The organism is Psychrobacter sp. NPDC078501 (genome assembly GCF_044900935.1).
Classification (GTDB): Bacteria; Pseudomonadota; Gammaproteobacteria; order Pseudomonadales; family Moraxellaceae; genus Psychrobacter.
Genome location: NZ_JBJDOS010000003.1, coordinates 523392 through 548905, shown reverse-complemented (window position 1 = coordinate 548905; position 25514 = coordinate 523392). Strand labels below are relative to the sequence as shown.

At 43.0% G+C, this 25514-nt stretch carries 22 protein-coding genes and 1 tRNA gene; 10 read left to right on the top strand and 13 right to left on the bottom strand.

Features of this window, described 5'->3' with window-relative positions; all coding sequences use genetic code 11:
* Positions 1–316: 316 nt before the first annotated feature.
* Positions 317–1654, top strand: a complete 1338-nt coding sequence (locus tag ACI2IW_RS08095; protein WP_404693302.1) for a valine--pyruvate transaminase — start codon at positions 317–319, stop codon at positions 1652–1654.
* 50 nt (positions 1655–1704) lie between these two features.
* Here the strand turns inward: ACI2IW_RS08095 and ACI2IW_RS08090 are convergent, their stop codons facing one another.
* The 3 genes from ACI2IW_RS08090 to hisB form a co-directional block, all read right to left on the bottom strand.
* The gene (locus ACI2IW_RS08090; protein WP_224738026.1) at positions 1705–2073 is read right to left on the bottom strand and encodes a hypothetical protein; all 369 of its coding nucleotides are present in this window, start codon (positions 2071–2073) and stop codon (positions 1705–1707) included.
* 204 nt (positions 2074–2277) lie between these two features.
* The gene (gene hisH / locus ACI2IW_RS08085) at positions 2278–2913 is read right to left on the bottom strand and encodes an imidazole glycerol phosphate synthase subunit HisH (RefSeq protein WP_404693331.1); all 636 of its coding nucleotides are present in this window, start codon (positions 2911–2913) and stop codon (positions 2278–2280) included.
* A gap of 8 nt (positions 2914–2921) precedes the next feature.
* Positions 2922–3587, bottom strand: coding sequence for an imidazoleglycerol-phosphate dehydratase HisB (hisB, locus tag ACI2IW_RS08080; RefSeq protein WP_220455963.1), 666 nt, complete (start codon positions 3585–3587; stop codon positions 2922–2924).
* Positions 3588–3973: 386 nt separating this feature from the next.
* Here hisB and ACI2IW_RS08075 point away from each other — a divergent pair, with 386 nt between their 5' ends.
* Both ACI2IW_RS08075 and ACI2IW_RS08070 read left to right on the top strand, forming a co-directional pair.
* Positions 3974–4396, top strand: a complete 423-nt coding sequence (locus tag ACI2IW_RS08075) for a hypothetical protein (protein ID WP_102091078.1) — start codon at positions 3974–3976, stop codon at positions 4394–4396.
* A 123-nt stretch (positions 4397–4519) separates the two neighbouring features.
* Positions 4520–4595, top strand: a tRNA-Phe gene (locus tag ACI2IW_RS08070).
* A 124-nt stretch (positions 4596–4719) separates the two neighbouring features.
* Here ACI2IW_RS08070 and ACI2IW_RS08065 read toward each other — a convergent pair.
* Positions 4720–5076 carry a hypothetical protein gene (locus ACI2IW_RS08065; protein ID WP_404693301.1) on the bottom strand — a complete coding sequence of 119 codons (357 nt, stop codon included), beginning with the start codon at positions 5074–5076 and terminating at the stop codon, positions 4720–4722.
* 206 nt (positions 5077–5282) lie between these two features.
* Between ACI2IW_RS08065 and ACI2IW_RS08060 the strand changes: the two genes are divergently transcribed.
* Both ACI2IW_RS08060 and ACI2IW_RS08055 read left to right on the top strand, forming a co-directional pair.
* Positions 5283–5783 carry a DUF4385 domain-containing protein gene (locus ACI2IW_RS08060; protein WP_404693300.1) on the top strand — a complete coding sequence of 167 codons (501 nt, stop codon included), beginning with the start codon at positions 5283–5285 and terminating at the stop codon, positions 5781–5783.
* Between the two features lie 117 nt (positions 5784–5900).
* Positions 5901–6584 (top strand): phosphoglycolate phosphatase, encoded by a 684-nt coding sequence (locus ACI2IW_RS08055; protein WP_404693299.1) that lies wholly within the window; start codon positions 5901–5903, stop codon positions 6582–6584.
* Between the two features lie 50 nt (positions 6585–6634).
* Here ACI2IW_RS08055 and ACI2IW_RS08050 read toward each other — a convergent pair whose 3' ends face one another.
* The gene (locus ACI2IW_RS08050) at positions 6635–8224 is read right to left on the bottom strand and encodes a YifB family Mg chelatase-like AAA ATPase (RefSeq protein WP_404693298.1); all 1590 of its coding nucleotides are present in this window, start codon (positions 8222–8224) and stop codon (positions 6635–6637) included.
* Positions 8225–8558: 334 nt separating this feature from the next.
* Between ACI2IW_RS08050 and ACI2IW_RS08045 the strand changes: the two genes are divergently transcribed.
* Positions 8559–11003: a penicillin acylase family protein gene (locus ACI2IW_RS08045; protein WP_404693297.1), complete on the top strand. Its 2445-nt coding sequence runs from the start codon at positions 8559–8561 to the stop codon at positions 11001–11003.
* A gap of 374 nt (positions 11004–11377) precedes the next feature.
* Positions 11378–12856 (top strand): oxygen-independent coproporphyrinogen III oxidase, encoded by a 1479-nt coding sequence (hemN, locus tag ACI2IW_RS08040; protein ID WP_404693330.1) that lies wholly within the window; start codon positions 11378–11380, stop codon positions 12854–12856.
* Positions 12857–12934: 78 nt separating this feature from the next.
* Here the strand turns inward: hemN and ACI2IW_RS08035 are convergent, their stop codons facing one another.
* The 3 genes from ACI2IW_RS08035 to ACI2IW_RS08025 form a co-directional block, all read right to left on the bottom strand.
* A complete protein-coding gene (locus ACI2IW_RS08035; protein ID WP_057762202.1) occupies positions 12935–13795 on the bottom strand; it encodes an SPFH domain-containing protein in 861 nt (286 codons plus the stop codon).
* Positions 13796–13811: 16 nt separating this feature from the next.
* Positions 13812–14291: an NfeD family protein gene (locus ACI2IW_RS08030; RefSeq protein WP_404693296.1), complete on the bottom strand. Its 480-nt coding sequence runs from the start codon at positions 14289–14291 to the stop codon at positions 13812–13814.
* Positions 14292–14522: 231 nt separating this feature from the next.
* The gene (locus tag ACI2IW_RS08025; RefSeq protein ID WP_201547565.1) at positions 14523–15062 is read right to left on the bottom strand and encodes a porin family protein; all 540 of its coding nucleotides are present in this window, start codon (positions 15060–15062) and stop codon (positions 14523–14525) included.
* A gap of 304 nt (positions 15063–15366) precedes the next feature.
* Between ACI2IW_RS08025 and ACI2IW_RS08020 the strand changes: the two genes are divergently transcribed.
* Both ACI2IW_RS08020 and ACI2IW_RS08015 read left to right on the top strand, forming a co-directional pair.
* A complete protein-coding gene (locus ACI2IW_RS08020; protein WP_404693295.1) occupies positions 15367–16599 on the top strand; it encodes an 8-amino-7-oxononanoate synthase in 1233 nt (410 codons plus the stop codon).
* A gap of 71 nt (positions 16600–16670) precedes the next feature.
* The gene (locus tag ACI2IW_RS08015) at positions 16671–17480 is read left to right on the top strand and encodes a methyltransferase domain-containing protein (RefSeq protein WP_404693294.1); all 810 of its coding nucleotides are present in this window, start codon (positions 16671–16673) and stop codon (positions 17478–17480) included.
* A 227-nt stretch (positions 17481–17707) separates the two neighbouring features.
* Here the strand turns inward: ACI2IW_RS08015 and dnaK are convergent, their stop codons facing one another.
* Positions 17708–19648: a molecular chaperone DnaK gene (gene dnaK / locus ACI2IW_RS08010; RefSeq protein WP_057762214.1), complete on the bottom strand. Its 1941-nt coding sequence runs from the start codon at positions 19646–19648 to the stop codon at positions 17708–17710.
* Between the two features lie 183 nt (positions 19649–19831).
* A complete protein-coding gene (gene grpE / locus ACI2IW_RS08005) occupies positions 19832–20431 on the bottom strand; it encodes a nucleotide exchange factor GrpE (protein ID WP_057762215.1) in 600 nt (199 codons plus the stop codon).
* Positions 20432–20865: 434 nt separating this feature from the next.
* On the opposite strand from grpE, the gene ACI2IW_RS08000 reads away from it, so the two are divergent.
* The gene (locus ACI2IW_RS08000; RefSeq protein WP_404693293.1) at positions 20866–22278 is read left to right on the top strand and encodes an alpha/beta hydrolase; all 1413 of its coding nucleotides are present in this window, start codon (positions 20866–20868) and stop codon (positions 22276–22278) included.
* A gap of 40 nt (positions 22279–22318) precedes the next feature.
* Here the strand turns inward: ACI2IW_RS08000 and ACI2IW_RS07995 are convergent, their stop codons facing one another.
* The 3 genes from ACI2IW_RS07995 to ACI2IW_RS07985 form a co-directional block, all read right to left on the bottom strand.
* Positions 22319–23452: a metallophosphoesterase gene (locus ACI2IW_RS07995; protein WP_404693292.1), complete on the bottom strand. Its 1134-nt coding sequence runs from the start codon at positions 23450–23452 to the stop codon at positions 22319–22321.
* Between the two features lie 86 nt (positions 23453–23538).
* Entirely contained in the window at positions 23539–24549 is a 1011-nt protein-coding gene (locus ACI2IW_RS07990) for a TIGR01777 family oxidoreductase (protein WP_404693291.1), read from the bottom strand.
* A gap of 290 nt (positions 24550–24839) precedes the next feature.
* On the bottom strand, positions 24840–25469 hold the full coding sequence (locus tag ACI2IW_RS07985; protein ID WP_404693290.1) for an L-threonylcarbamoyladenylate synthase: 630 nt from the start codon (positions 25467–25469) through the stop codon (positions 24840–24842).
* Positions 25470–25514: the final 45 nt, after the last annotated feature.

Here is a 25514-nt window from a genome sequence, read left to right as displayed (position 1 = left end):
TTTGCATACTTGCACTTTTATATCTTATAGTCAGTGTGATTAATTTACATCAGTAGAAAAACTTGGAATGCTAACTTTGCGTCGCTTTTATTACTGCCTTACTGATGTAATTTAAATACAGCTGAATTAACCGACTTTTCATAAGGCTGAAATTAACAATACCACGTTACCTGATAAAGCATTTTATAGGTTGCCATAAATGGTTCAGTACTCAAACACCTATATCTATCGAGCTACCTGATTACTTATATAATTGACACACCATTTGCTATACTAGCCCAACTTATAACACTCTCCCAAACAGCATGGTAGCCTTATGAAATTCTCAAAGTTCGGTCAAAAATTTACCCAGCCCACTGGCATCTCACAATTGATGGACGATTTGGGCGATGCGCTAAAAAGCGATCAGCCAGTCAACATGCTGGGCGGTGGTAACCCTGCCAAAATTGATGCCGTTAATGAGCTTTTTTTGGAGACCTATAAGGCGCTGGGCGTTGATAACGACGCTGGCGTACCCAATAGTAGCGCGATTATTAGCATGGCGAACTACTCTAATCCGCAAGGGGATGCAGGTTTTATCGACGCCTTGGTTGGCTTCTTTAACCGTCATTATGATTGGAATCTGACGTCAGAAAATATCGCCTTGACCAATGGCTCACAGAACGCGTTTTTCTATCTGTTTAATCTGTTTGGCGGTGCTTTCGTTGATGAAAACAGTCAAGATGAAAAGAACGAATCTGTCGACAAGTCTATTCTACTGCCATTGACCCCTGAGTATATTGGCTATAGCGATGTGCATGTGGAAGGTCAGCATTTCACCGCCGTATTACCACATATCGATGAAGTGACGCATGATGGTGAGGAAGGCTTCTTTAAATATCGTGTGGATTTTGAGGCATTAGAGAACTTGCCAGCGCTAAAAGAAGGCCGTATCGGCGCGATTTGCTGCTCACGTCCGACCAACCCGACTGGCAACGTGCTAACCGATGATGAAATGGCGCATTTGGCTGAGATTGCCAAACGCTATGACATACCGCTGATTATCGATAACGCCTACGGTATGCCTTTCCCCAATATCATCTACTCTGACGCGCATCTGAATTGGGATAACAATACGATTCTGTGCTTTAGTCTGTCGAAAATTGGTTTGCCTGGTATGCGTACAGGTATTATCGTGGCCGATGCCAAAGTAATCGAAGCGGTCAGCGCGATGAATGCAGTGGTCAATCTAGCACCGACACGCTTTGGTGCAGCGATTGCCACGCCATTGGTCGAAAACGATCGTATTAAGCAATTATCTGATAACGATATCAAGCCGTTTTATCAAAAGCAGGCGACCCTCGCGGTGAAGCTATTAAAAGAAGCCTTAGGTGATTATCCTTTAGTCATTCATAAGCCTGAGGGCGCAATATTCTTATGGTTATGGTTTAAAGACTTGCCAATTAGTACCCTTGAGCTATACGAGCGTCTAAAAGAAAAAGGCACGCTTATTGTACCAAGTGAGTACTTCTTCCCTGGTGTCGATGTTAGCGATTATCAGCATGCGCACGAGTGTATTCGTATGAGTATCGCGGCGGATGAGCAGACACTGACTGATGGTATCAAAGCCATTGGTGAAGTCGTACGTGAGCTGTATGATGAAGCCAAAAAATAAGATGAGCTACTAGAATCATAAATTCAAATAGCAAAACGAAAAAACGGACTTTAATAGTCCGTTTTTTTATGGCGTTTGGTCAGTGAAGTCGATTTATTGGTTGGTCGAAATATAGTCGTCCACTTATTCAGCGCAAAGAGCACATACGGCAGCATACAAGTATTAATCAAATCACGGATACTCGCGAGTATCTGATCACGGCTCAAGCCTGCCAAGCCAAGCGATTCAATCGTATCTCGATTGTCTAAATACTCACCCAACAGCGCAATACAAGTCACGACGATCAAAGCGATAAATGACCGAATACCTTGGCTTTTTATAATAGGACGCAGCGCAACCAGACACAGCAGATAAACACCGACACCGACATAGATATGTAAGGCATCTTTGGCAAGGCCAGTTGTTTCCACAACATTCATTTTAAAGGCAGTAAAATCCACTGAGATATTCCAAGTATAAGCGAGTAGAAAATAACTGAGCGTATCACTAAACCATAATGGCTAAACTATCATAGCTACAGAATAGTAGCTACAAAGTGATGGCTGAGCATAAAAAAGGCAGATTATACAATTGATAATCTACCTTCTACTAAATTAAATATTCACTTCACGTTTATCAACTACTTACACATTCCACTCTACAAAGTTCTTGAGCAGTTGCAAGCCAGCAGTATGGCTCTTTTCTGGATGGAACTGGGTGGCAAATAGATTGTCTTGGATCACACTGGCGCAGAACGGTTGACCATAGTCACATACCGCCGCCACTTGTGAGCTATCGGCAGGTTCACAGTAATAACTATGCACAAAGTAAAAATGCGCATTGTCTTCGATACCGTGCCAGAGCGGATGGTCAAAATCCATACCGCTAATGGTATTCCAGCCCATATGCGGTACTTTGATAGTCGCGCCTTGCTTGTCTTTCCACGTAGGGTCAAACGCTTCTACAGTGCCGTCTAAGATGCCCAAACAGTCCGTGCCACCATTTTCAGCTGACTGCTCAAACAACGCCTGCATGCCCACACAGATGGCCATAACGGGCTTGTTAAACACTGCATGGCGTATGACGTCATCAATGCCTGCATCACACATACCAGCGATACAGTCGCGCATCGCACCCACACCAGGGAAAACGATTTTATCAGCCGCCGCGACGACTTTTGGATCATTGGTGATAGAGACTTCTGCCCCGACTACCGATAAGGCTTTGCTAGCAGAGTGCAGGTTGCCCATACCATAATCTAATAGTGCTACTTTCGTCACTTTAGCCATTAAAACGCCTCTTTGGTCGATGGCAAGGTGTTCAACGCACGCTCATCGTACTCACAAGCCATACGTAATGCACGAGCAAAGGCTTTAAAGGTGGATTCGATCTGATGATGGCTGTTTTTGCCTTTGAGATTATCTAAATGTACGGTCATCCATGAGTGATTGACGAACCCGTAAAAGAACTCACTGAATAGGTCAACATCGAAACGGCCGACGTGCGAGCGTGTAAATGGGATATCCATATGCAAACCAGGACGCCCTGACAGATCGACGACAGCACGGGTCAATGACTCATCTAACGGCGCATAAAAATGCCCATAACGACGAATGCCTTTTTTGTCACCCAATGCTTTGTTAAATGCTTGGCCAAGCGTAATGCCAGTGTCTTCGACGCTATGATGGTCATCAATAAACGTATCACCGGTACATTTGATGTCTAGGTCAAACAAACCGTGACGCTTAATTTGATCAATCATATGATCCAAAAATGGTACGCCAGTGTCTACCGTACCTTTACCCGTACCATCTAAATTAACGGTACATGTGATTTGCGTTTCGGCAGTGATACGCTCAACGGTCGCGATACGTTCAGGGCGACCATATAGATTTACGTTTTTTGACTCAGTTTGCTCAGGTGTGGCAGCAGTCGTCGTTGCATTGGCTGTCATGGCTACTCTCTATCAGTTTTTATCAGTGAAAAGCGGTCAATAAATAAGGCAAAAACCTGCCCAAAATATTTTACTAGTGTCTGGGTCAGACCTCAGCAAAAAATGTATTAGAAAATGATATATACAAAAGATATCAACATATTAGGGTTTATACATACTAAATATTATATAGCCTCATCATAGCAAACCCTAACATTTACTGCCACGACCAAGCGGTAAACCACGCACAAAATCACCTCATTCTGCTAAAATAGTGTGTTCAGTATTATCAATCATGACTCGCGCTGACTTTGAAGACCCTTACTTATGGCACTGCACGCTATGACATTGTGCTGTCTCATACTGCTAATTTATACTATAGAAACCCTCTATTTATAGGAACTGCTATGCCTTTAGAAGCGATCGCCATTAATAGTTTGGATGCGCCACTTATCAAAAAACCTGCCCGCGACAATGAGCTAGCAGAGCGCTTGCAGGCGTTGTACGATAGTGATGATGCACAGCCTGACGGTCTCGAGGTATTAAATATCGTTGAGCAAGGGTTTAAACGTGGACAGTACCTCTATGTCGGGATGTTCAATGATAAGCCTATCGCTGCGGTCGCCTGCTTTGATGACGGGCAGACCAACGCTAAACGCCTGCAATATCTCACTGTACATCCAGAAAACCGTAAACGTGCTATCGATGCCAAGTTTATTAAACTGGTCTATGATTGCGAAGTTAGAAAAGGCGTACGTGAATTTGTCCCTGCTGACGCTGATATTCACCGTATCATGAGTGAGTACGAACTGTTGCGTGTAAAAGACTAAACTGAGCGCTAAAATGGTTAATTTTGCCAATATCTAATTATTTATCATCTTTTATCAGATATAATGCAAAAACAGCTTGACAGAAGCGCGTATATTTAGTTTAATAGCGACCTCAACGAAGACGGCTCGATAGCTCAGTAGGTAGAGCAACGGATTGAAAATCCGTGTGTCGGCAGTTCGATCCTGCCTCGAGCCACCATTCGTTAATAGAATTCTAAAAAGCCCTGAACAGCGATGTTCGGGGCTTTTTTTATGTTTAAATTTTACCGTATTCTTTAGCGTTCATTCTATTCATGTTTTGCTTTTATTCGTAGAGCCGACCACTATTCGTACAACCGACCACGTAGTAGTAAATTACAGCGCTCACGCGAATCCAAGTCGTATATAGTTGCGCGGTAATCAATACCGTGACGCCCCTCAAAAAATATCACTCGGTCGCCTACTGCTAAAAAACAAGACGTGCGTGCATCATAGATAAAGCCATCTATCACAAATGCCAAATCGCGATCTATCTCGCGTACCGTATAAGTCTCCCCTTGCGGAATCAAACGTTCAAACCACGCGCTATGGGCAGTCGTATTGGCTAGTACGCTTGTCGTTAGCAATAGCCATGCCACCATTACATTTTTGGGTAATCGCAAACGGCTCAGATCATTTACACTTATTTTATTTCTCAACATAGTATCTCTCGTGGCATTGTATTCATCATACTCATAGCCTTCATACCTCTCACAGCTGACTTTACCATAACCATTTCTACTTAACGCTCTTGATGTTAAATACCTACTGTCACGGTTGCATAACATTTTTGTGCTTTTTTCTAAACAGCGTGGCTAAGTATACTCAATAACCATATACGAGTAGATAAAAATAATAGGTCATAGATATGAGAGAGTTTGATTACGACTTGGATTATAAGAGTTTGGATTTGCGCGATCAGCCTGAGTTGTACCGTGTCGGTCGCGGTGAACAAGGCGTATTACTGGTAGAGCCTTATAAGTCTGAGATTTTACCCCATTGGCGCTTTGCGACTCCTGACATCGCCCACGAGAGTAGTGAGGCTATCTATCAGATGTTTTTAGATTACTTGGCTGACGATGACTTCGTAGGTGCAGATATGGCGCGCAAATTTATTCAAATGGGCTATACCCGTGCTCGTCGCTATGCCAATCATAAAGGTGGTAAAAAATATAAAGGCGCGGTACCTGATGATAAAAAAGGTCAAAGCGGCGCCCATGGCCGCGAAGAATTGCCACGACAAGAGGAAGACCCAGTCAAAGCAGAATCTGCACGGATCTTTAAAGTTAAATGGGATGAATGCCGTGAGAATGAAGACTATTTAAGAATGAAGAAAGAGCATCGTGAACGCTATAAAGATGTCGAATAGTTGCTAGTGCTCAAGACATTCAGCACAACAGGTAACTAAATTGACTGGCCTCAGAACGCTACTGTGCTAAGGTATGCTCAATATAATAAATATAACGATTTCCAATAGTGAGGAACAATGAATAAGCAGCTTTTAATTTTTGATTTTGATGGAACACTTATTGATAGCGTACCCGATTTGGCCGACGCAACCAACGCCATGCTAACCACATTGGGCAAAGACACCCATCCTATCGAGACAATACGTAACTGGATAGGAAATGGCTCACGCCTGCTCGTAGAGCGCGCTTTGGTTGGTAAAGTGGAAGTAGCAGAAGGTGAGCTAACGGTCGAGGAAGCCGATCATGCAGAGCAAATATTTTTTGAGGCTTATCAAAACCTCAGTGGTAGCAAAACCGTTGCCTATCCAGATGTCGATAGCGGACTCAAAAAGTTGCACGCAGCTGGCTATACGCTTGCTTTAGTCACCAACAAGCCCATTCGATTTGTACCAAAAATATTAGAGTCGTTTGGCTGGCAAAACTTATTTAGTGAAGTGATGGGCGGCGACAGCTTATCTGTTAAAAAACCAGACCCAACGCCCCTACTACACGTCTGTGAGACTCTTAATGTTAGTGTTGATCAAGCCGTGATGATTGGAGACTCTAGAAACGATATGTTGGCTGGACAGAACGCCAATATGGACACGCTCGGTCTGTCTTATGGTTATAACTACGGGCTAGATATTCGAGAGCTAAACCCAACCGAAGCCTTTGACCACTTTGCTGACTTGGTTGCTTGGATTATGAAAGATAGATTTTAGTCTATAAAGAATCTATCAAATCATCATAATGTAACTTACTCAAATATAGATTACGCTTTACTACGATAGCTCAGCGCCTCAGATACGTGGGCGCTATTGATATCAGTACTGTTAGCCAAATCAGCGATTGTACGAGCCACCCGTAATACTCGGTGGTAGCCACGCGCTGATAGATTTAGACGCTGCTGAGCAAGTTGCAATAACTGCTTTTCATTGTCGCCTAGCTGGATGTACTCATCGATTTCGCTAGGGCTAAGCTCATTATTAACCTTTTGCTGGCGCTGCATTTGATGCTGATGCGCGACCACTACACGAGCCCGTACTTGCTTAGAAGTTTCACCTATTTGACTATTTTGCAGATCGGCAATCGGTAACGCAGGCACGGTGATATGCAAATCAATACGATCTAAGAGAGGCCCAGATAGTTTATCTTGATAGCGTTTGATTTGCTCAGGTCGACAGCGACAACGTCCTGATGTATCGCCATCATAACCACATGGGCAAGGATTCATCGCAGCGACCAATTGAAAATTCGCTGGAAAGGTCATTTGAGAATTAGCGCGGCTAATCGTGATTTGTTTGGCTTCTAATGGTTGACGCAATACTTCCAGCACGCTTCGATCAAACTCCGGCAATTCATCTAAAAACAACACGCCTTTATTAGCTAGCGTAATCTCACCTGGTTTGGGACGTGAGCCACCACCGACTAATGCTACTGCCGAGATCGTATGATGCACTTGTCTGAACGGCCGCGTCCCATAGTCATAATCGCTGTCTGCCACCGAATAAGTACTGGCAACCTCTAGTGCGTCCTCATCACTCAAGTCTGGCAATATCGTTGGCAATCGTGATGCCATAAGCGTCTTGCCAGAACCTGGTGGTCCTGTAAATAACAATGAATGACCACCCGCAGCGGCAATTTCTAACGCGCGCCGAGCATGGTGCTGTCCTTTGACATCAGCTAAATCCACTTGATAGCCGACATGCTGCTGTGCAGGACTAGGCTGCACCACTGCTAAATTCTCATAGCTTGCACCTGGGTCAACGAGCGACTGCAGATGGTCACAAACTGCTTTTAGACTCTGAGCAGCTAGTATCGTTACACCATCAACGCGGCTGGCCTCATGACCATTATCAATCGGTACGATCAGTTGCGGAGTTGTCTGCGGCGAGTTATTTGAGTTATTTGAATTATTTTGTCCTTGGTCACTCGCTGCTACCTGAGACAACGCTATTGCTAATTTCTCAGCTTTAATCGCCCGTGCGACTGCCAAACTGCCAGTTACTTGTCGCAATTGACCATTGAGCGCTAACTCGCCAATAAACTCAAATCCTGATAGCACCTCTGGCTCAAGCTGTCCGCTTGCTGCCAGTATGCCGATAGCAATTGGTAAGTCTAAACGCGCGCCATCTTTAGGTAAATCAGCAGGGGCTAAATTGATCGTGAGGCGGCGGTTAGGAAACTGGAAACCTGAATTGAGAATGGCAGAGCGTACCCTATCTTTACTCTCACGCACGGCGGCTTCAGGCAGACCAACGATGGTCAATGCGGGCAGTCCTTGCGATAGATGCACCTCAATAATGACCTTGGGAGCATGCAGACCAACCACCGAACGGGTATAGACTTGGGCAAACGACATCAGTATCTTCCTAATACAGAGTGTCATTGATAATAAAGTATTATTTATCAACGCGCAAATGTCGTTTTTTATTGCTGGTGTAGATACTATTTACTGTTATATGATGAGCAAATGCTCTTATGCTTTGACTTATTTGACTTGAATTTACAGTTTATCTGAAGCTTTTTGGAAGTTTCAATTACAGCTAGATATTCCAATAAATTCAAACTCATCTCAGTCATCTAAGATCAGAAAGAGCATTGGCAATAAAAGGATTTTATTGATCATATAAAGCTCGGTGATTGCTGTTTTCTACGGCTTTATACACACCAACTAACCATGGATGGATAAGCTTATGAGCATTGATATGCTTAATCAGCGTGTGCCTAGGCTCGCGCTACTCACAGTGGCAGTCTCTCTCGGATTGTCTGGTTGTTTCGGAGACAACGATTCAACGTTCGACCCACCAACTTACTCAGCAGATATTCAGCGTACTGAGTTCGGTATACCACATATTACAGCCAATGATTATAAAGGTTTGGGTTACGGTGTAGGCTATGCTTTCGCCGAAGACAACATCTGCTCACTGGCGCGTGAAATCGTCGTGGCCAGTGGTCAAAGTATGCTATACCTAGGCGATGAAGGCGATGTGGCAAGCGACGTATTTTATACTTGGTATAACTCTCCAGAAAGACGTGCTAGTTTCTTAGCCGCTCAGGACCCCGAGACTATCGATGCTGTCACAGGTTACGCTGCTGGCTATAGCCGGTATCTACGCGACAAAGGTGTTGATAATATCAATCCTGACTGTGCTGGTGCCGAATGGGTACGTGAGATTACGATTGATGACTTGTTAACTGTCTACGGCAAAGCAAACCTGCGCGGCGGCTTGTCTAACTTTGTCAAACCGATCGTGGCAGCAGCCCCTCCTGCTCAGAATACGATTATGAACAGCAGTAGAATGCGTACTGTCAGCCCAGAGCCAGCAGTGGAGTTTGATGACTCTACAATCAATGCGATGAAAGGCGGTAGTAATGCTTATGCATTTGGCAGCGAGGTAACAGGTACGGAAAGTGGTATCTTGTATGGTAATCCACATGAACCATGGGAAGGTGTGCAGCGCTTTTATGAGTTTCATTTGACCTTACCAGGTGAGCTTGATGTAATGGGTTCTGCTCAACAAGGCCAACCATTTATTAATATCGGTTTCAACAAGGATGTGGCTTGGAGTCATACAGTCTCTACAGCCAAACGCTTTACCCTTTATCAGCTTAGCTTGGTAAATGGTAATCCTATGAAATACAACTATCAAAATAGTGAAGGTGTATTTGAGCAGCGTGATATTGAACAAGTTGATGTGACTATTCAATTACCAAATAATCAAACGTTGGTTCGTCCTATTTATTTGTCACAATATGGGCCTATGCTGAATGTAAAGGCGTTGAATGGTCAGCTACCTAACTGGGGTGATAATAACCTAGCTTACACCATTCGCGATGCTGCATCTGAGAATCCACGTGCTTTGAACCAATGGCGCAGCATGAATAAAGCAACCAGTGTTGAAGACTTGGTTGATAGAATGCAAGATACGCTTGGTCTGGGCTTCGTCAATACTATTGCCACTGATCGCTACGGCAAAGCTCTATATGCCGATATCTCAACCGTACCGCATGTCACTAAACAACAGCTGGAATCTTGTAGTGCCAATGCTGGCCCGTTCCTTGGCGCATTGATTGCATCAGACTTGCCAGCACTCAATGGTGCTACCGCTGCCTGTGAATGGGGCAATGATGAGGACTCACCACAAGCAGGTATTTTTGGACGCTCAAACCTACCTTTCTTAATCCGTGATGACTACGTCGCCAACTCAAATGACAGCTATTGGTTGAGCAATCCAAAACAACCACTGACTGGATTCTCACCGCTCCTACGTCGTCGCTTATCACCATTTTTGGGCGCTAATGCAGTAGATGGTGTGCCACTACTCATGCGTTCACGTATGGGTCTGACGCAGATTTCAGATCGCTTGAGCAATAAAGACCAACTTGGAGGCAATACCTTTAATTTAGATAATATGCAAGACGTCGTCTATGGCAACCGCAGCTATGTCGCTGAGCTTGTATTAGATGATGTATTAGCAGATTGCCGAGCCAACTCTACCTTGCCTTTGACGAGTGGTGGCACCATCGATGCCGCTCAAGCCTGTGATGTCTTAAGTAACTGGGACCGCCGGAACAACCTTGATAGTAAAGGCGCTCACGTATTTAGAGAGTTCTGGCGTAAGGTCAACTTTACGGAAACGACGGATGATGCATTTAGCGTAAAATTCGATATCAATGACCCTGTCAACACACCTCGTGGTCTTATCATCAATGATGGCACACGCAAAGCTTTAGGAGATGCTATTGCTTACTTTAATGGAAAGAACATAGCGCTTGATGCGTCTTTAGCAGACTTACAGTATGTCATCGATGCGGGTAATAACGATGAGAAGATTCCTATGCATGGTGGATTAGGACGCGAAGGTATCTTTAACGTTGCTCAAAGTCCTGGATTAAATGAAGATGGTACTTATCAGCCAATCACCAATGGTCCTACGTACATGCAGACGGTTACTTTTGACAGTAAAGGCCCAATCGTAGAGGCGCTATTGGCTTATTCTCAAGCTTCAGACAGCACTCGACCTTATCATCGTGATCAGACACGTCGTTACTCAGCTAAAGACTGGATACGCTTACCTTTTAGCAAAAATGAAGTCAGCGATCAGGCTGTTGGTAATACCATTCAGCTAAGAGAATAGCTTTAGTAGAGAATTAAATATAAAAACATAAATACAAAAAACCTCAGCGTCGTTCTGGGGTTTTTTATGTGTAAATGATAGCTCTATTTTAATATTTAAGAATACTCACCGACCACCCCACTGCTAACAAGGATTTGTTATACTATCTACTATACATTTAGCGATACATACTGCTGCCGATGACGTATTCGAATCTTATTATTAATCATTGATACAAGCGAAAAATAAACACCAAACCCAAAATCATTTTTAATCCAGAAACCAGCAGTATCTAGAGTAAAAACGAGGAATATCGCATGACAGACAATTCAGAACAGAACACTCAGCAGCCCTACAACCGTGCGGACGAGCCGCCCACGACTGTGCGCCCTGTTATGCAACCTGACAACCCTTATGCCAGTACACGCGGCAGCATTACTAGCAAGCAGCTACCAGCATTTGATGAGGCAATCATCAATAAGTACAATCGCTCAGGGCCACGTTATACCTCTTATCCGACTGCTTTAGAATTTACTCCAATACCGGATAGCTTTGAGGCTATCGGTCTTGAGACAAAAATCCTGCAAAATCGTGAAGCGCGTGCTCCCTTATCGCTATACTTTCATATTCCATTCTGTCGCCACCTTTGCTACTACTGTGCTTGTAATAAGATTATTACCAAAAAAAATAGTGATTCTGGTGATTACTTGCAGTATTTGATTGCTGAAATTACTCATAAGCGCCGCTTGTTATCTACGCCAGAAGGCAGCGACAACCCCTTAGTTAAACAACTACATTTGGGCGGTGGTACACCAACTTTTTTGCGTGACGAAGAGATGGTGCAGTTATGGGAGTTTTTACAAACTCAGTTTGAGTTTTTGCCAGAAGATGAAGGTGACTATTCTATCGAAATTGACCCTCGCGAGCTGAGTGAAAACACTCTAAAGATACTGCGTAATCTCGGTTTCAACCGTATTAGCTTAGGCGTGCAAGATTTAGACGAAACGGTCCAAATCGCCGTTAATCGTGTGCATTCAGCAGAGCTTATTGAAAGCGTGCTAACAGAAGCACGTGAGCTTGGTTTTCGCTCTATCAATATTGATTTGATTTATGGTTTACCGCATCAAACACCTGATACGTTGGACAAAACTGTAAATCGTATCATCGAGATGTCACCAGACCGCTTGTCAGTCTTTAACTATGCGCATTTGCCTGAGCGATTTAAAGCCCAGCGTCAGATAAAAGATGAAGACTTGCCCAGCCCAGCTGCCAAACTGACGATGCTCGGCAGTACTGTCAATACATTAACCGAAGCTGGCTATCAATATATCGGTATCGATCACTTTGCCAAACCTGATGACGAATTGGCTATCGCCCAGCGCGAAGGTAAATTACATCGTAACTTTCAGGGTTACACCATCATGGGAGATTGTGACTTATTAGGTTTTGGTGTCTCATCAATCAGTCAGATTTCTAATGCCAATACGCGCTATATTTTGCAAAACGATACTGATCTACAGAGCTATCAAGCCAAGATTGATATGGCGAAAATCAATCCGACTGTCATGCCTGCAATAAAGTACATTAAAACCTCTATTAAGGATCGCTTGCGTGAATATGTCATCATAAACCTACTATGTCATAACTATCTCGATTTTAAAGATGTGAATCAAAAATTTGGTATCGATGCCATCACCTATTTTATTAATGAGATTCAGCAGTTGGGCGCTATGCAAGACGACAGGCTGATAGATATGGATGCAGCAGGTATTCGCGTATTACCCAGAGGACGCTTGCTTGGCCGTAACGTCGCTATGGTATTTGATGAATATTTAGAAAAGAAACATCAAAACCGCTTTTCGAAAGTTATCTAAGTTAGCGAGCCATTCGTCCAATTATTAGACATGAAAAAGACCTCAAACGAGGTCTTTTTTTAATAGTGCTATGACTTTTTACACTTTTAGTTTATCACCCACCATACCTTTTACGGTACTTAAAATATCAGCAGGTAACACTACCATTTTGGAGTTATCAGATTCAGCCAGCTCTCGTATCGCTTTGATATATTGCTCACCAAGCAAGTATACGATCGGCATCTCTTCCTCACCCATCGCGCTAGTAATCAAACGAATTGACTCTTCAGAACCTCTGGCTAGTACCACCTGCGCTTCGGCATCACGGCGTGAGGCTTCCAAGCGACCATCCGCTTCTAAGATAGCAGCTTGCTTCTGACCATCAGCACGGGTCACAGTTGCACGGCGTAAACGCTCTGCCGCTGCCTGCTCTTCCATGGATGCTTGCATGGTCTGCGAAGGATTAATATCTTGAATCTCTACTGTCTTAAGGGTAATACCCCAATCTGCGATATCTTCTGAAATTGCATGTTTGAGCTTGGTTTTGATCTCGTCACGACTGGACAATGCACTATCAAGATCCATCTCACCAATGATTGAGCGCAATGACGTCTGTACCAGATTACGAATACCGTACTCATAATCTTCGATGCCATAGACCGCTTTATCAGGACGCACGATATTAATATAAGCAACAGCGTTTGCAATAATAACGACGTTGTCACGAGTAATGACTTCTTGTGACGGAATATCAAGTACGATGTCCTTGGTCGTTACTTTATAAGCCACATCATCTACATAAGGGATGATGAGGTTGAGTCCAGGCTCTAGCGTTTGGCTATACTTACCCAGTCGCTGCACTACCCATTTATAACCTTGCGGTACAATACGTACGCCTTTAAACACGGTGAATACCACCAGTGCAATCAATACCACCATGACAATACTAAAGCTTTCCATAACTCATCCCTTATTATTATACCTGCATACTTTTATGCATCGCTGCCTGCGCTTTTGTACTGCTGACAATCAGCTCATTACCCACGATATCTGTCACGACCACTCTATCGCCGATTGCCACCTGCTCACCTCTCGTACGGCACATCCATTCAGCCGCACCAACGATAGGAACACTAAATCTAACTGTGCCAGCTTTATCTGGCTGCGGTGACACGATAATCATCCCAACTTCACCAACTATGACACTACCGCCTAGCCCAGCTTTGGTACGATCTACTGACAACGGTTTAATAAACTTAAACCAAGCCAGCAAAAACACAGCAGAGAGCACTAACCAGACGATAATCTGAATAGAAACAGAAATAGGTAACAGCCATGATAGCGCTGCAACGATGATGGCAGCGGCACCAAACCACAGACTGGCAAACGTCGGTACAAACATCTCAACGATTAGTAATAAGAAGCCTAATACTAACCAATGCCAAGGTTCAATCATCCAAAGTATCTCCATCCTTGCCACCATTCCTATCTTTATCATTCCAGTTTTTAATGTAGCACATTTTTAAGGATAACAACGCTTTAACAGTAATGATATATTGCTTATTAGCTACTTATAAATTACCGTCCTAAAAGCTTCTGCATAAATTTTAAGCAAAAAAAAAACGACCACTTAAAGTGATCGTTTCTTTATTATAGCTGTTTAACTAAAAGCTTATTTTCTAAGCCATTAGAATTTTAGCTGTGCGCCAACAGTCATAAGGTCTGCATCGCTACCTAGCATGTCGTATTCAGCTTCAACACTGAAGTCAGAGTTTACTGCGTAACCAAGACCTACACCACCAGCGATGTTAGTGTCGTCGTCTGAGAAGTCAGAAGCGCCAGCAAAGTTAGTGTTGTTAGCTTCTACTTCAGTTTTTGCAACACCTAGCTTACCTTTCGCGTATAAGCCGCTATTTGGGAATGCATAACGGTAAGTACCATAAGCGCCGTATGTCTTAGCATCGATGTCGCCGCCTCTATAGTCAGCATCATCTGAACCTACATATTCTGCTTCGATACCGAAGTTAGGATCAAAGTTATAACCAGCAGTTACACCGTATGCAGTTGGGTCATCAGCGCCATCAACATCTAGATCGAACTGACCAACTTTAGCAGCAACGTATGGCTGACCTGTGTAGCCGTTGCCATAGTTAACAGCAGCTTGTGCACCTACAGAAAGTAAAGAACCAGTTGCTAGTGCAAGTATTGTTTTTTGTAGAGTTTTCATTATTAGCTCCTTGAAAGAAATTTGGACAAACAAGTTATTTATTTATATTGGCCTTGTGGCCCTATCGCCTTGTCTGCTAACGATGAATACATAGTAACAAACTATTTCAGACACTCTGTCAGTGTTTAATGGTATGAGAGTTAAGAATTGAAAGCGTTTATCAGTGTGTGGGTTACAAAGGCTTAGATATGAAACCTTTTGTTACATCCACCCAGTTTATGCAATAATTCGTACTCATTTCACAGTTTTCTTGCTAGACAAATCAGCTAAATATGGCTGATATAACAATAATTAGAGAGAGAAAATGCAAAATTCAATCACTGATCGTTTGCAAAGCGCACTTGCAGACTTAAAAGCAAAGCAGCAGTACCGTCAATTACCAAACCTGCAGCACGATGGCCGATACGTCGTTAGTGCAGGTAAAGCTTTACTTAATATCGCGAGTAATGATTATCTTGGCTTAGGCGGCGATACTAAGCTGCAAGCTGAATTTCTAACTCAAGTGGGACAGCTATCTGATACACACATTCCTAAAATGAGCGCCACCTCCTCACGCCTACTGACAGGTAACGATATACAGTTAGAAGTTCTAGAAGAAGAACTGCAAAATTGGTATCACAGTGCCATAGAGAAACAGAGTTTAACCGATTCAAAGTCAGTGTTGGTGTTAAACAGTGGCTATCACGCCAACTTAGGTATCTTGCCAGCATTGACAGCTTTGCCAGTCAAAACACTCATTTTGGCTGACAAGCTAGTACATGCCAGCATTATCGATGGGATGCGCCTGAGCCAAAGTAAACTTGTCACCTATCGTCGTTACCGTCACAACGATTACGAGCATTTGGCCAAGTTTATTGAACAAGCAGACGATACGGTTGAACGCATCATTATTGTCACCGAGAGTATATTTAGTATGGATGGTGACCGTGCTGACTTACCTCAACTAGTACAATTAAAATCCAAAGATGCTCGTATTGAGCTGTATGTCGATGAAGCACATGCTGTTGGAGTGCTTGGCGATACAGGTCTAGGATTGGCGGAAGAAACGCATACTTTGGCTGATATTGACTATTTGGTGGGTACCTTTGGTAAGGCATTTGCTTCAATGGGTGCTTATATAATGTGTGATGAAGTCGTCAAACAATGGCTGATCAATGCCATGCGTCCATTGATTTTTAGCACTGCACTCCCTCCGATAAATCACGCATGGACACGATTTATCTTAGCAAAAATGCCGACCTTAACTGACCAACGTGTGCATCTAGCACAGTTGTCTACCACGCTTAGCCAAGCCATTAACCCACGGCACCGTGTATCGCTAGCCTTGGAGGATATACACTATGAATCCCCTATCGTTCCTTATATATTAGGCGATAATGCGAGTACCCTTGCCAAAGCACAACAGTTGCAAGCCGCTGGATTTTACGCGCTACCTATCAGGCCGCCTACTGTGCCTGCAAACACTGCTCGTATTCGCTTAGTTATGAATGCCAAACTAACTAACGAAGACTGTGCGCGACTGATACAGCAGTTGTAACTTTATCGTTTGACACAAACTTTATTTCTACTATTGATAGATAACTGGTGCACTTGGATATAATGAAGCCTATGACAACATTCGACACAGCTGATGACCTCAGTGTTAGAAAACAAACCATCGCTCGCCACTTTGCCAATGCAAGTGACTATGACCAGCATGCCAGTATCCAGCAGACCGTTTGTCAGTATTTATTAGACAGTATTGCTCATACCAAGCAAAGTAGTGTGCTAGAAGTGGGTGCAGGTACAGGTCAAATGACACGCCTACTCGCTGAGCATATACAGAGCGAGCACTGGCTCATCAATGAGTTATGTACTGAACAGACTGCTACATTGCAATCAATACTGCCAACTGCTGAGATCATTATCGGTGATGCTGAAACGATAGATTTAGCAGAAAATCATAGCTTGATAGTTAGTGCCAATGCCGTGCAATGGTTTGATAATCCGTTGAGTTTCATCACGCAATCAGCGCAGCGTCTACAATCTAGAGGACAACTGGTCTTTAGTACTTTTACGCCAAATAACTTTTTACAAATTAAGACTCTAACTGGCCAAGGACTTCATTACCCAGATATTGACGAATGGCAATTAGCATTAGATAGTGCTGGCTTTGAGAATATCAAACTCTCAATTCAGGGCTTTGATTTACCATTTCCAACCCCCTACGCTATCTTAAAGCATATGAAACTCACTGGTGTATCGACCAATCAAACGCAAATACAAACAGACGATACCCAAACCTTTGTATGGACAAAATCGCGTTTACAGCAATTTGAGTCAGACTATTGGCAACAATTCTCAGAAAAGGATAGCACAGGACAGCTCGTGGTTAATTTAACCTATGAAGTGCTCACAGTGAGTGCGTTTAAACCATAAGCACGCATCTTATTAAGAAAAATAATAGCTAGCAGGAATAGTAGCTGATAGAAAAACAGCCATAAAAAAACGCACCCCGAAGGATGCGTTTTTTAATTTAACTAGTTATCGATTTGTGTCGACGATACCATTTTCAAAAACTTGAGTAGCAAGGAAAACGAGCGTAAGTGCTACATTGAGTAGACTAAGCAAGTTTGACGCAGCTAATCGCGTTTTTAGATTTGGTATTATTTTTTATCTTCGTCTACTTCAGTGAACTCAGCATCAACGACGTCGTCATCAGCTTTGTTGCTACCAGCATCGTCAGCACCTTGTTGGAACTGGCTTGGATCCATACCTTCTGCACCAGCGCCGCTATCAGCGTAGATTTTTTGGCTGATTGGCAAGAATGCATTGTCTAATGCTTCAAGCTTAGCTTTGATTTCGTCATGGTCATCTTCTTTCGCTGCAGCTTCAAGCTCAGTGATAGCAGATTCTACTGTTGATTTTTCTTCATCAGTGACTTTATCTTCTGCTTCTTTTAGCGCTTTTTGTACGGCATGAATACGACCATCTGCTTCGTTACGAACTTGCGCTAGGTTAGCGAACTTCTCATCTTCAGCAGCATTGGCTTCTGCATCGCGAACCATTTGTTCGACTTCTTCGTCCGACAAACCAGAATCCGCTTTGATTTGGATACTTTGCGCTTTACCAGTACCTTTATCGGTTGCAGAGATGTTCATGATTCCGTCAGCATTGATGTCAAAAGACACTTCGATTTGCGGTAGGCCACGTGGTGCTGGTGGAATATCTGTCAAGTCAAAACGACCAAGCATTTTGTTTTGGTTAGCGATTTTACGCTCACCTTGATATACCTGAATCGTTACCGCTGGCTGATTGTCTTCAGCAGTTGAGAATACCTGTGATTTCTTAGTAGGAATCATGGTGTTTTTCTCGATAACTGGCGTCATGACACCGCCCATTGTTTCGATACCTAGAGTCAATGGCGTTACATCAAGTAGCAATACGTCAGTTTTGTCACCAGACAATACGGCACCTTGAATCGCTGCACCAGCTGCAACTGCTTCATCAGGGTTCACGTCTTTACGTGGCTCTTGACCAAAGAAGTCTTGTACCTTTTGCTGTACTAGTGGCATACGAGTCTGACCACCAACCAAGATTACATCGTTGATGTCGCCAATTTTTAGGCCAGCATCTTCAAGTGCAGTCTTACAAGGACCCATTGTACGTTGTACTAATTCTTCAGTTAGGCTCTCTAGTTTCGAGCGGCTGATAGTTACAACCAAATGCTTAGGACCACTGCTATCAGCAGTGATGTATGGCAAGTTTACTTCAGTGCTTTGTGCACTTGATAGCTCAATCTTCGCTTTTTCAGCTGCTTCTTTTAGACGCTGCATCGCAAGAGAGTCACCTTTTAGGTTCACGTCTTGCTCTTTTTTGAATTCAGCCACTAAGAAGTCAATCAATGCTGAGTCAAAGTCTTCACCACCTAGGAAAGTATCACCGTTGGTCGCTAGTACTTCGAATTGTTGTTCGCCGTCTACGTCTGCGATTTCGATGATTGAGATATCGAAAGTACCACCGCCCAAGTCATATACAGCAACAGTGCTATCGCCCTGCTTCTTGTCCATACCATAAGCAAGTGCAGCAGCAGTTGGCTCATTGATGATACGTTTTACGTCAAGACCAGCGATTTTACCCGCATCTTTAGTTGCTTGACGCTGTGAGTCATTGAAGTAAGCAGGTACAGTTACAACTGCTTCAGTCACGCTCTCACCAAGATAATCTTCTGCTGTTTTTTTCATTTTTTTCAAGATTTCAGCAGAAACCTGTGGTGGCGCAAGTTTTTTACCGTTGATTTCTACCCACGCATCGCCGTTGTCTGCTTTAGCGATTTTGTAAGGAACCATGCCGATATCTTTTTGCACAACTTTGTCATCAAAACGACGACCGATCAAACGCTTGATCGCAAACAAAGTGTTGCTTGGATTAGTTACTGCTTGACGCTTAGCTGACTGACCAACAAGCGTTTCGTCATCTTTATAAGCGACGATTGATGGTGTTGTACGAGTACCTTCAGCATTTTCGATGACTTTAACTTTGTCACCTTCCATTACTGCTACACACGAGTTAGTAGTACCTAAATCAATACCAATTACTTTACCCATAATCAATTGCTCCTAATTTGTTTTTAACTATAAATACTTATTTATCCAGACCGTAGTCGGTCACTTGTTGCTATATATCGGTTTACCCGTCGTATTTTTCAAGGTGATAATCACGCAAAAACTGTGTTTCATGTCATTTTTTGTGAAAAACCTTCATATTAGTAGGGTTTAGCCCTAAAAATATTACTGACCAACACGAACCATAGCTGGACGTAATAGACGACCGTTTAGGCTATAGCCTTTTTGTAGGACCGTACCAACTGTATCTGCCGCTGCTTCTGGGTCAATACCCACTGCTTCATGGAAGTCAGCGTTGAATTTTTCGCCTTGTGGATCGACCACTTCTACGCCGTTTTTGGTCAATACTGCAACCAATGCTTTGTGCGTTAATTGCACACCCTCAGCAACTGGATCATTGGCATCGGCATTTTCGATAGCGCGCTCTAAGTTGTCAACGATGTCTAACAATTCTTTAGCAAATTTCTGTAGTGCGAATTTTTTGCTTTTATCCGCTTCTTGCTCCATGCGTTTTTGCGCATTGTAAGCTTCAGCATTAGCGCGTGCAGTACCTTCTTTGGCTTGCTTTACTTCGCCTTCTAGCTCAGCAATACGCGCTTTGAAAGTATCAAGGTTGATTTCGTTTTCGATAGTCGTTTCTTCACCTGAATTATTCTGTGGATCAAACTCTTTCATGGTTTCTTCTAAGATACTGTCATTGTGATCAATATTCTCATGTGCCACATTTTGGTCAAGATTTTCGTGGTTCGGGTTTTGCTCGCTCATGATAGCTCCTTGGAATTTCAATAATGAAGATTAAGAGACGGCACAGTAGACCGAATAATTACTGGTCCTACTATGCCATTATTAAATGCTCGATGATTCTGACTCATTGTTTTTTTTAATACGCTTCAATAGCTGCTTGATAAAGGTGATAAGGACAAATTTCAAGCCTAGAGCAAAGGAATTTTTACCATTTATGACAAATATTCGTGAAGTCTGATTAAAGAGATGCGTCAAACATTTTTGTTCCATGTCAATAAATCTCAATATTTACTCACAAAAAGAACAAAAAACCGCTATTTATTCCAATTGCTTTACGCTTATTAATCAAGCTATTACCAAACGATACGCTATTATTCTGCTAGCTATTTTATCATTGCTATAAATATTATCGCCTACACTCAAATGCACGCTAAAAATCATTTACGAGAGCTGTTATGTCTAATTCAAAAAATTTATCTATCAATACTTTGCTCAATAAAGCATTGATGACATTGCACTTAGCGTCAAAAGAACATCCAACGTCAAAAAAGTCATCAAATCAAGATACACAAGCATATGACTCATTAGAAAAACGTCTGAGCGTTAAAGAGAAAATACTCGCTTATAACCCTGTGACAAACTACCAGCCGCATACATTGCACTATGCAATGAAAAGTCTCGGCTACTTACCAGACCCTATTTTAGAAGGGGTGATTGGTTACCTTAAAGGCCCTAATTCAAAACAGTATCTGCATGCAAACGCTCATCTGCGTCTCATCCTTGCAGTAAATAGCTACCTCAAAACACCGTTAGAACTAACCCCAATGCCGGAATTGCGTGAGAGATTTACTGCTGATGCGGTAGCCATGCAATCACCTAAAGTATGGCAGCAAGCCAATACGACTATGCTAGGCAATATAAAGCCCTTCACTAAAAAAAGTGATTCACCTGTTAGCTGGAAAGATGAAACGATTACCAATGCTGATGATGGCGACATGACTGTCCGTTGTTATAAAGCCAGCGGCAAAAAACCTAGTTTTAGAAGAAAACGTATCCATAATCCCGATGAAACAGTCATGCTGTTCTTTCATGGCGGCGGGTTCTGTATTGGTGATGTCGATACACATCATGAGTTCTGTCATGCGGTCTGTGAGCAGACTGGCTGGTCTGTGGTTAGTGTCGATTATCGCTTAGCGCCTGAATGTCCTGCTCCCGCAGCATTAAAAGACTGTATCACTGCATATGCTTGGTTGGTTGAACACTGCCACACATTGGGCGCATTACCCTCTCGTATCGTCTTGGCTGGTGATAGTGCAGGTGGTGGTCTATCAACTTTGATTGCGCAGCAGCTGACCGCACCAAGCAAAAACGCATGGGCAGACCTAGGTCTAGATGGTCAAAAAATGTTTAATCTATTAGAAAAACTACCCGAACCTCTAGCGCAGATGCCTTTGTATCCAGTCACTGATATTGAGACAGATTATCCTAGTTGGGAGCTATATGGCGAGGGTCTACTATTAGATCATGCTGATGTAGCAGTATTTGATGCTGCTTGCTTGGAAAATAGCCCACTGCCTCGCCTACATATACTGAACTCACCTATGCTGGGTGATAATAGTAAAGTTTGCCCAACTTACATTGTAGCTTCCGAGCTCGATGTATTACGTGATGAGGCATTTGCTTATGCAAAGCAGCTGAAAGGTTACGGCGTTGCTGTAGAGACCTATACTGTGCTTGGTGCACCGCATGGCTTTATTCACTTTATGAGTGTCCATCAAGGTCTTGGACAAGAGACAAACAATATTATTCATGGTTTTAGCAGCTTTGTACGTGAGATCATCAGTACACAATCGCGGTTAGCTGCATAGACCGTTAGTTAGTTAGCCAATTATTGATTTGTATAACTAACTAATTTGTATCGCCAGATAGTGTAATTAACCAAATCTCTGAGCGCGAGCCCAATCGAAAGGGAATGCCCCAAAAACCATAACCAGAGGACACGACGAAGTGTCCTTTACCAATCTGCTCATAGCCATAGCCTAATCTATTAATAGCATTCACGATGAAATTAGCGGGGAATACTTGACCGTTGTGAGTATGTCCTGAGACTTGTAAATCTATAGGTAATTGACTGTGATTATCTATATCACTCGGTCTATGGTCTAACAATATCACTGGCTGCGACGTATCTATTTGCGCAAGCAGCTCGGTAGTTGCTACACGTTGACGTTTATGATTATCAAAACGTCCAACTAACCATACTGGTTGACCCTCGTGCTCGATACAGAGCACCTCATCGTTCAACAGTTGTATCCCTGCATTTTGCAGCGCTTCGCTAATAGGTCGCTCATGACCATACAAATCATGATTACCCAATGTCGCATAGACACCATGTGGCAGACTACGGCACAATTCTGCTAGGTTTCGCTCCATATGATATTCATTAAAGGCATCTGTATTATCATCCATAATATCCCCTGGCATCAGCAGCATATCTGCGCCAGAGCGAATCATAAGTTCATGCAATCTATCTATGGCTTTTACACCAAATAATCGCCCGATATGCAAGTCACTAGCGACTGCAATGCGTAATGGCTTGGTTAAAGGTTTATCTATATTAATAGACAACTTGCGTATAACAGGGGCATAGGCACTATATAACGAATAAATAAATAGTCCTATAAATAGGAATAGCGCTAGTACTCTTAACCCTATAGCCATCTCATTCGATTGGTGCAACGTACTACCTGACAAAGCAATGACCAGCAGATACCCTCCGTAAAATAGACTCACTGCCAACGCCGTCAGTATCATAAAGTGCATGATTAGCATCCACCCACTAACCCAGCGATAACTGTTAGCAAATGCTCTTTTTACGCTCAATACTAATAGGCCATTAGTAATAATGAATACACCGGCCCATATCATTGTCTGTAATGTTGGCGTTATCCAAGGCTGGAGCCACCACTGTATGCTCAATACTGTACCTAAGCTAAACAACTGTAATAGCAAAAAGATGGTGAAGAAGAATGCGTAACGCATGGACTGCCCTTAGACATAAATATGGTTATATAAGCGATTATCAGAAGATGGTTTGTAATGTTTCACATGAAACAACACCCATATAACTATTTTTGGTTTTCTAATGCTTGCTGCAGTGTTGAGTGTTTGAACGAATAACCTGCATCCAATAGCGCTTGTGGCAGCACTTTTTGACCATCGATAAGTAATGTCGACATTTCGCCAAACATTAGCTTGAGCAAAAACTCTGGTAAAGTAAAAAATGTGGGACGATGTAGCCACGAACCAAGTGCTTTGGTAAAAGTATGATTGGTCACAGGATTCGGAGCAGTAAGGTTATATACGACTATATGTGTATCATTTACGGTACCGCTTGCAGTCTTGATAGTGCTGTCACTAATAGGTGCATTATCTTGGGCTAAGCTTTCGATGTGATTAACGTCTGAGTCGTTAGTAAGTTTAAGCTGCTGCTCAATAATAAAGATAACCGCATTGACCCAATCTTCACGGCTGATCCAGCTCATGATTTGCTGTCCATTACCCAACTGACCACCGACACCAAATTTAAAGGGTAGTAATAATTTAGCCACCATACCACCTTCAGGATGGATGACTACACCTGTTCTGACGATAGCTACAGGAACATCGTGATCAGTTGCTTTAAGTGCTAATTGCTCCCATTCATCACATAATGTATGAGCAAAGTCTGTCTCATAATCGCTGTTTTCAGTCAGTAGCTTGTCACCTTGCGTACCATACCAGCCGATTGCTGATCCGCTCACCAATAACTTGGGTTTTGTGCTAGCACGTGCGATAAAATCCAATATCGACTGAGTAGATTTGATACGGCTCGCCATCAACTGTTCTTTGCGCTCATCGCTCCAACGAGAGTCAGCAATCCCAGCACCTGCTAAATTTAGTATGACATCAAAGCTTATATCAGACATCGCAAACTCATCATAAGTCATCATATTGATATCATCAGGATGTGATTGACCGCTATTACGAGTTAGCCAAGTAATCGTCACGTCTTTATTTTGCGCGCGAGACCGTGCTAGTAGCTCTCGACTAAATGCACTGCCCAAAAACCCTGAACCGCCACTAATCAAAACATTCATACCCTACTCCCTATATGCCTCAAATATCACCACTATGACTTATCTTTGAGTTACTTATTGCTGAAGTACTTATCTTTCAATAAAAACCAGACCGTTATAACCATCGTCTGCTTTTTTGTAGTTTTTATCAAAACGACTTTTACATGCTTTTGGTAAAGGAAGGTGAGCAAATAGGCAAGCTAGCAAATGGTTAATCTATAAACGCTCACGTAAATAAGGCACAGCGACACTTATCACTTTACATTGCAAGCAATCGTTTCTGAGAAATTTAAGAGTTTGTATAGAGAGCGCTATCGAACGACGAAACCTGTCGTTGCATCACGAATTTGGCTAGGCAAGGTATAACCTAAAGTATCGCCCTGCAAATAACCAATTTGCTCATCAAAATAAGCATAGGCGGTATCAAAAGTGCTAGCAGGCGTTTGTCCTGATGGGTTGCAGCTTGTAGAAACCAATAGCCCAAATGGGTTCTGCTCACTGACCATCTGCTGGCAAAGCTTACGAACTGTAGGATGCGAGATAACTCGAACAGCAATAGTCTGATGCTGACCGGTAATCCAAGTGGGCACAGTACTCGCAAGCGGCTGAGGAATCGGTAATAACCAAGTATGTGCTTGGCGATTGTGCTGTTCATCTCTACTATCGTCTGTCTGCCAGCTATCAATAATCTGCTGGCGCTGAACATCATCTAAAGAGGCTAGTAAGGGGGCTAAGCGAGACACACTATCAGTGACGACTATCATGCCTTTGGCTTGTGGACGTTGTTTGATATCCAAGATACGCTGAACAGCTGCTTGGTCATAAGGGTCGCAACCAATACCCCAAACGCTTTCTGTAGGATACGCGAGCAGTTGCCCTTCTTTTAGCCACTTAGCAGCTTGGATGGCAGAATCGGTAATAAGAGGTGTAGGTTCGCTCATGACTTAAATGGTTCGTAGAAGTAAATTCTAATAATACCACAAGAA

Coding starts and splice junctions, on each gene's coding strand:
- ACI2IW_RS08050 (WP_404693298.1), bottom strand. CDS start 8,224: ATGTCGTTTGCCCAAGTCTATACCCGTTCGGTGGTTGGTCTGCATGCT.
- ACI2IW_RS08075 (WP_102091078.1), top strand. CDS start 3,974: ATGCCTTTAGAAGCGATCGCCATTAATAGTTTGGATGCGCCACTTATC.
- grpE (WP_057762215.1), bottom strand. CDS start 20,431: ATGAGCGAGCAAAACCCGAACCACGAAAATCTTGACCAAAATGTGGCA.
- ACI2IW_RS07995 (WP_404693292.1), bottom strand. CDS start 23,452: ATGCGTTACGCATTCTTCTTCACCATCTTTTTGCTATTACAGTTGTTT.
- ACI2IW_RS07985 (WP_404693290.1), bottom strand. CDS start 25,469: ATGAGCGAACCTACACCTCTTATTACCGATTCTGCCATCCAAGCTGCT.
- ACI2IW_RS08090 (WP_224738026.1), bottom strand. CDS start 2,073: ATGAATGTTGTGGAAACAACTGGCCTTGCCAAAGATGCCTTACATATC.
- hemN (WP_404693330.1), top strand. CDS start 11,378: ATGCAACCTGACAACCCTTATGCCAGTACACGCGGCAGCATTACTAGC.
- ACI2IW_RS08095 (WP_404693302.1), top strand. CDS start 317: ATGAAATTCTCAAAGTTCGGTCAAAAATTTACCCAGCCCACTGGCATC.
- ACI2IW_RS08055 (WP_404693299.1), top strand. CDS start 5,901: ATGAATAAGCAGCTTTTAATTTTTGATTTTGATGGAACACTTATTGAT.
- ACI2IW_RS08020 (WP_404693295.1), top strand. CDS start 15,367: ATGCAAAATTCAATCACTGATCGTTTGCAAAGCGCACTTGCAGACTTA.
- ACI2IW_RS08065 (WP_404693301.1), bottom strand. CDS start 5,076: ATGTTGAGAAATAAAATAAGTGTAAATGATCTGAGCCGTTTGCGATTA.
- hisB (WP_220455963.1), bottom strand. CDS start 3,587: ATGACAGCCAATGCAACGACGACTGCTGCCACACCTGAGCAAACTGAG.
- dnaK (WP_057762214.1), bottom strand. CDS start 19,648: ATGGGTAAAGTAATTGGTATTGATTTAGGTACTACTAACTCGTGTGTA.
- ACI2IW_RS08000 (WP_404693293.1), top strand. CDS start 20,866: ATGTCTAATTCAAAAAATTTATCTATCAATACTTTGCTCAATAAAGCA.
- ACI2IW_RS08030 (WP_404693296.1), bottom strand. CDS start 14,291: ATGATTGAACCTTGGCATTGGTTAGTATTAGGCTTCTTATTACTAATC.
- ACI2IW_RS08015 (WP_404693294.1), top strand. CDS start 16,671: ATGACAACATTCGACACAGCTGATGACCTCAGTGTTAGAAAACAAACC.
- ACI2IW_RS08045 (WP_404693297.1), top strand. CDS start 8,559: ATGAGCATTGATATGCTTAATCAGCGTGTGCCTAGGCTCGCGCTACTC.
- ACI2IW_RS07990 (WP_404693291.1), bottom strand. CDS start 24,549: ATGAATGTTTTGATTAGTGGCGGTTCAGGGTTTTTGGGCAGTGCATTT.
- ACI2IW_RS08025 (WP_201547565.1), bottom strand. CDS start 15,062: ATGAAAACTCTACAAAAAACAATACTTGCACTAGCAACTGGTTCTTTA.
- ACI2IW_RS08035 (WP_057762202.1), bottom strand. CDS start 13,795: ATGGAAAGCTTTAGTATTGTCATGGTGGTATTGATTGCACTGGTGGTA.
- ACI2IW_RS08060 (WP_404693300.1), top strand. CDS start 5,283: ATGAGAGAGTTTGATTACGACTTGGATTATAAGAGTTTGGATTTGCGC.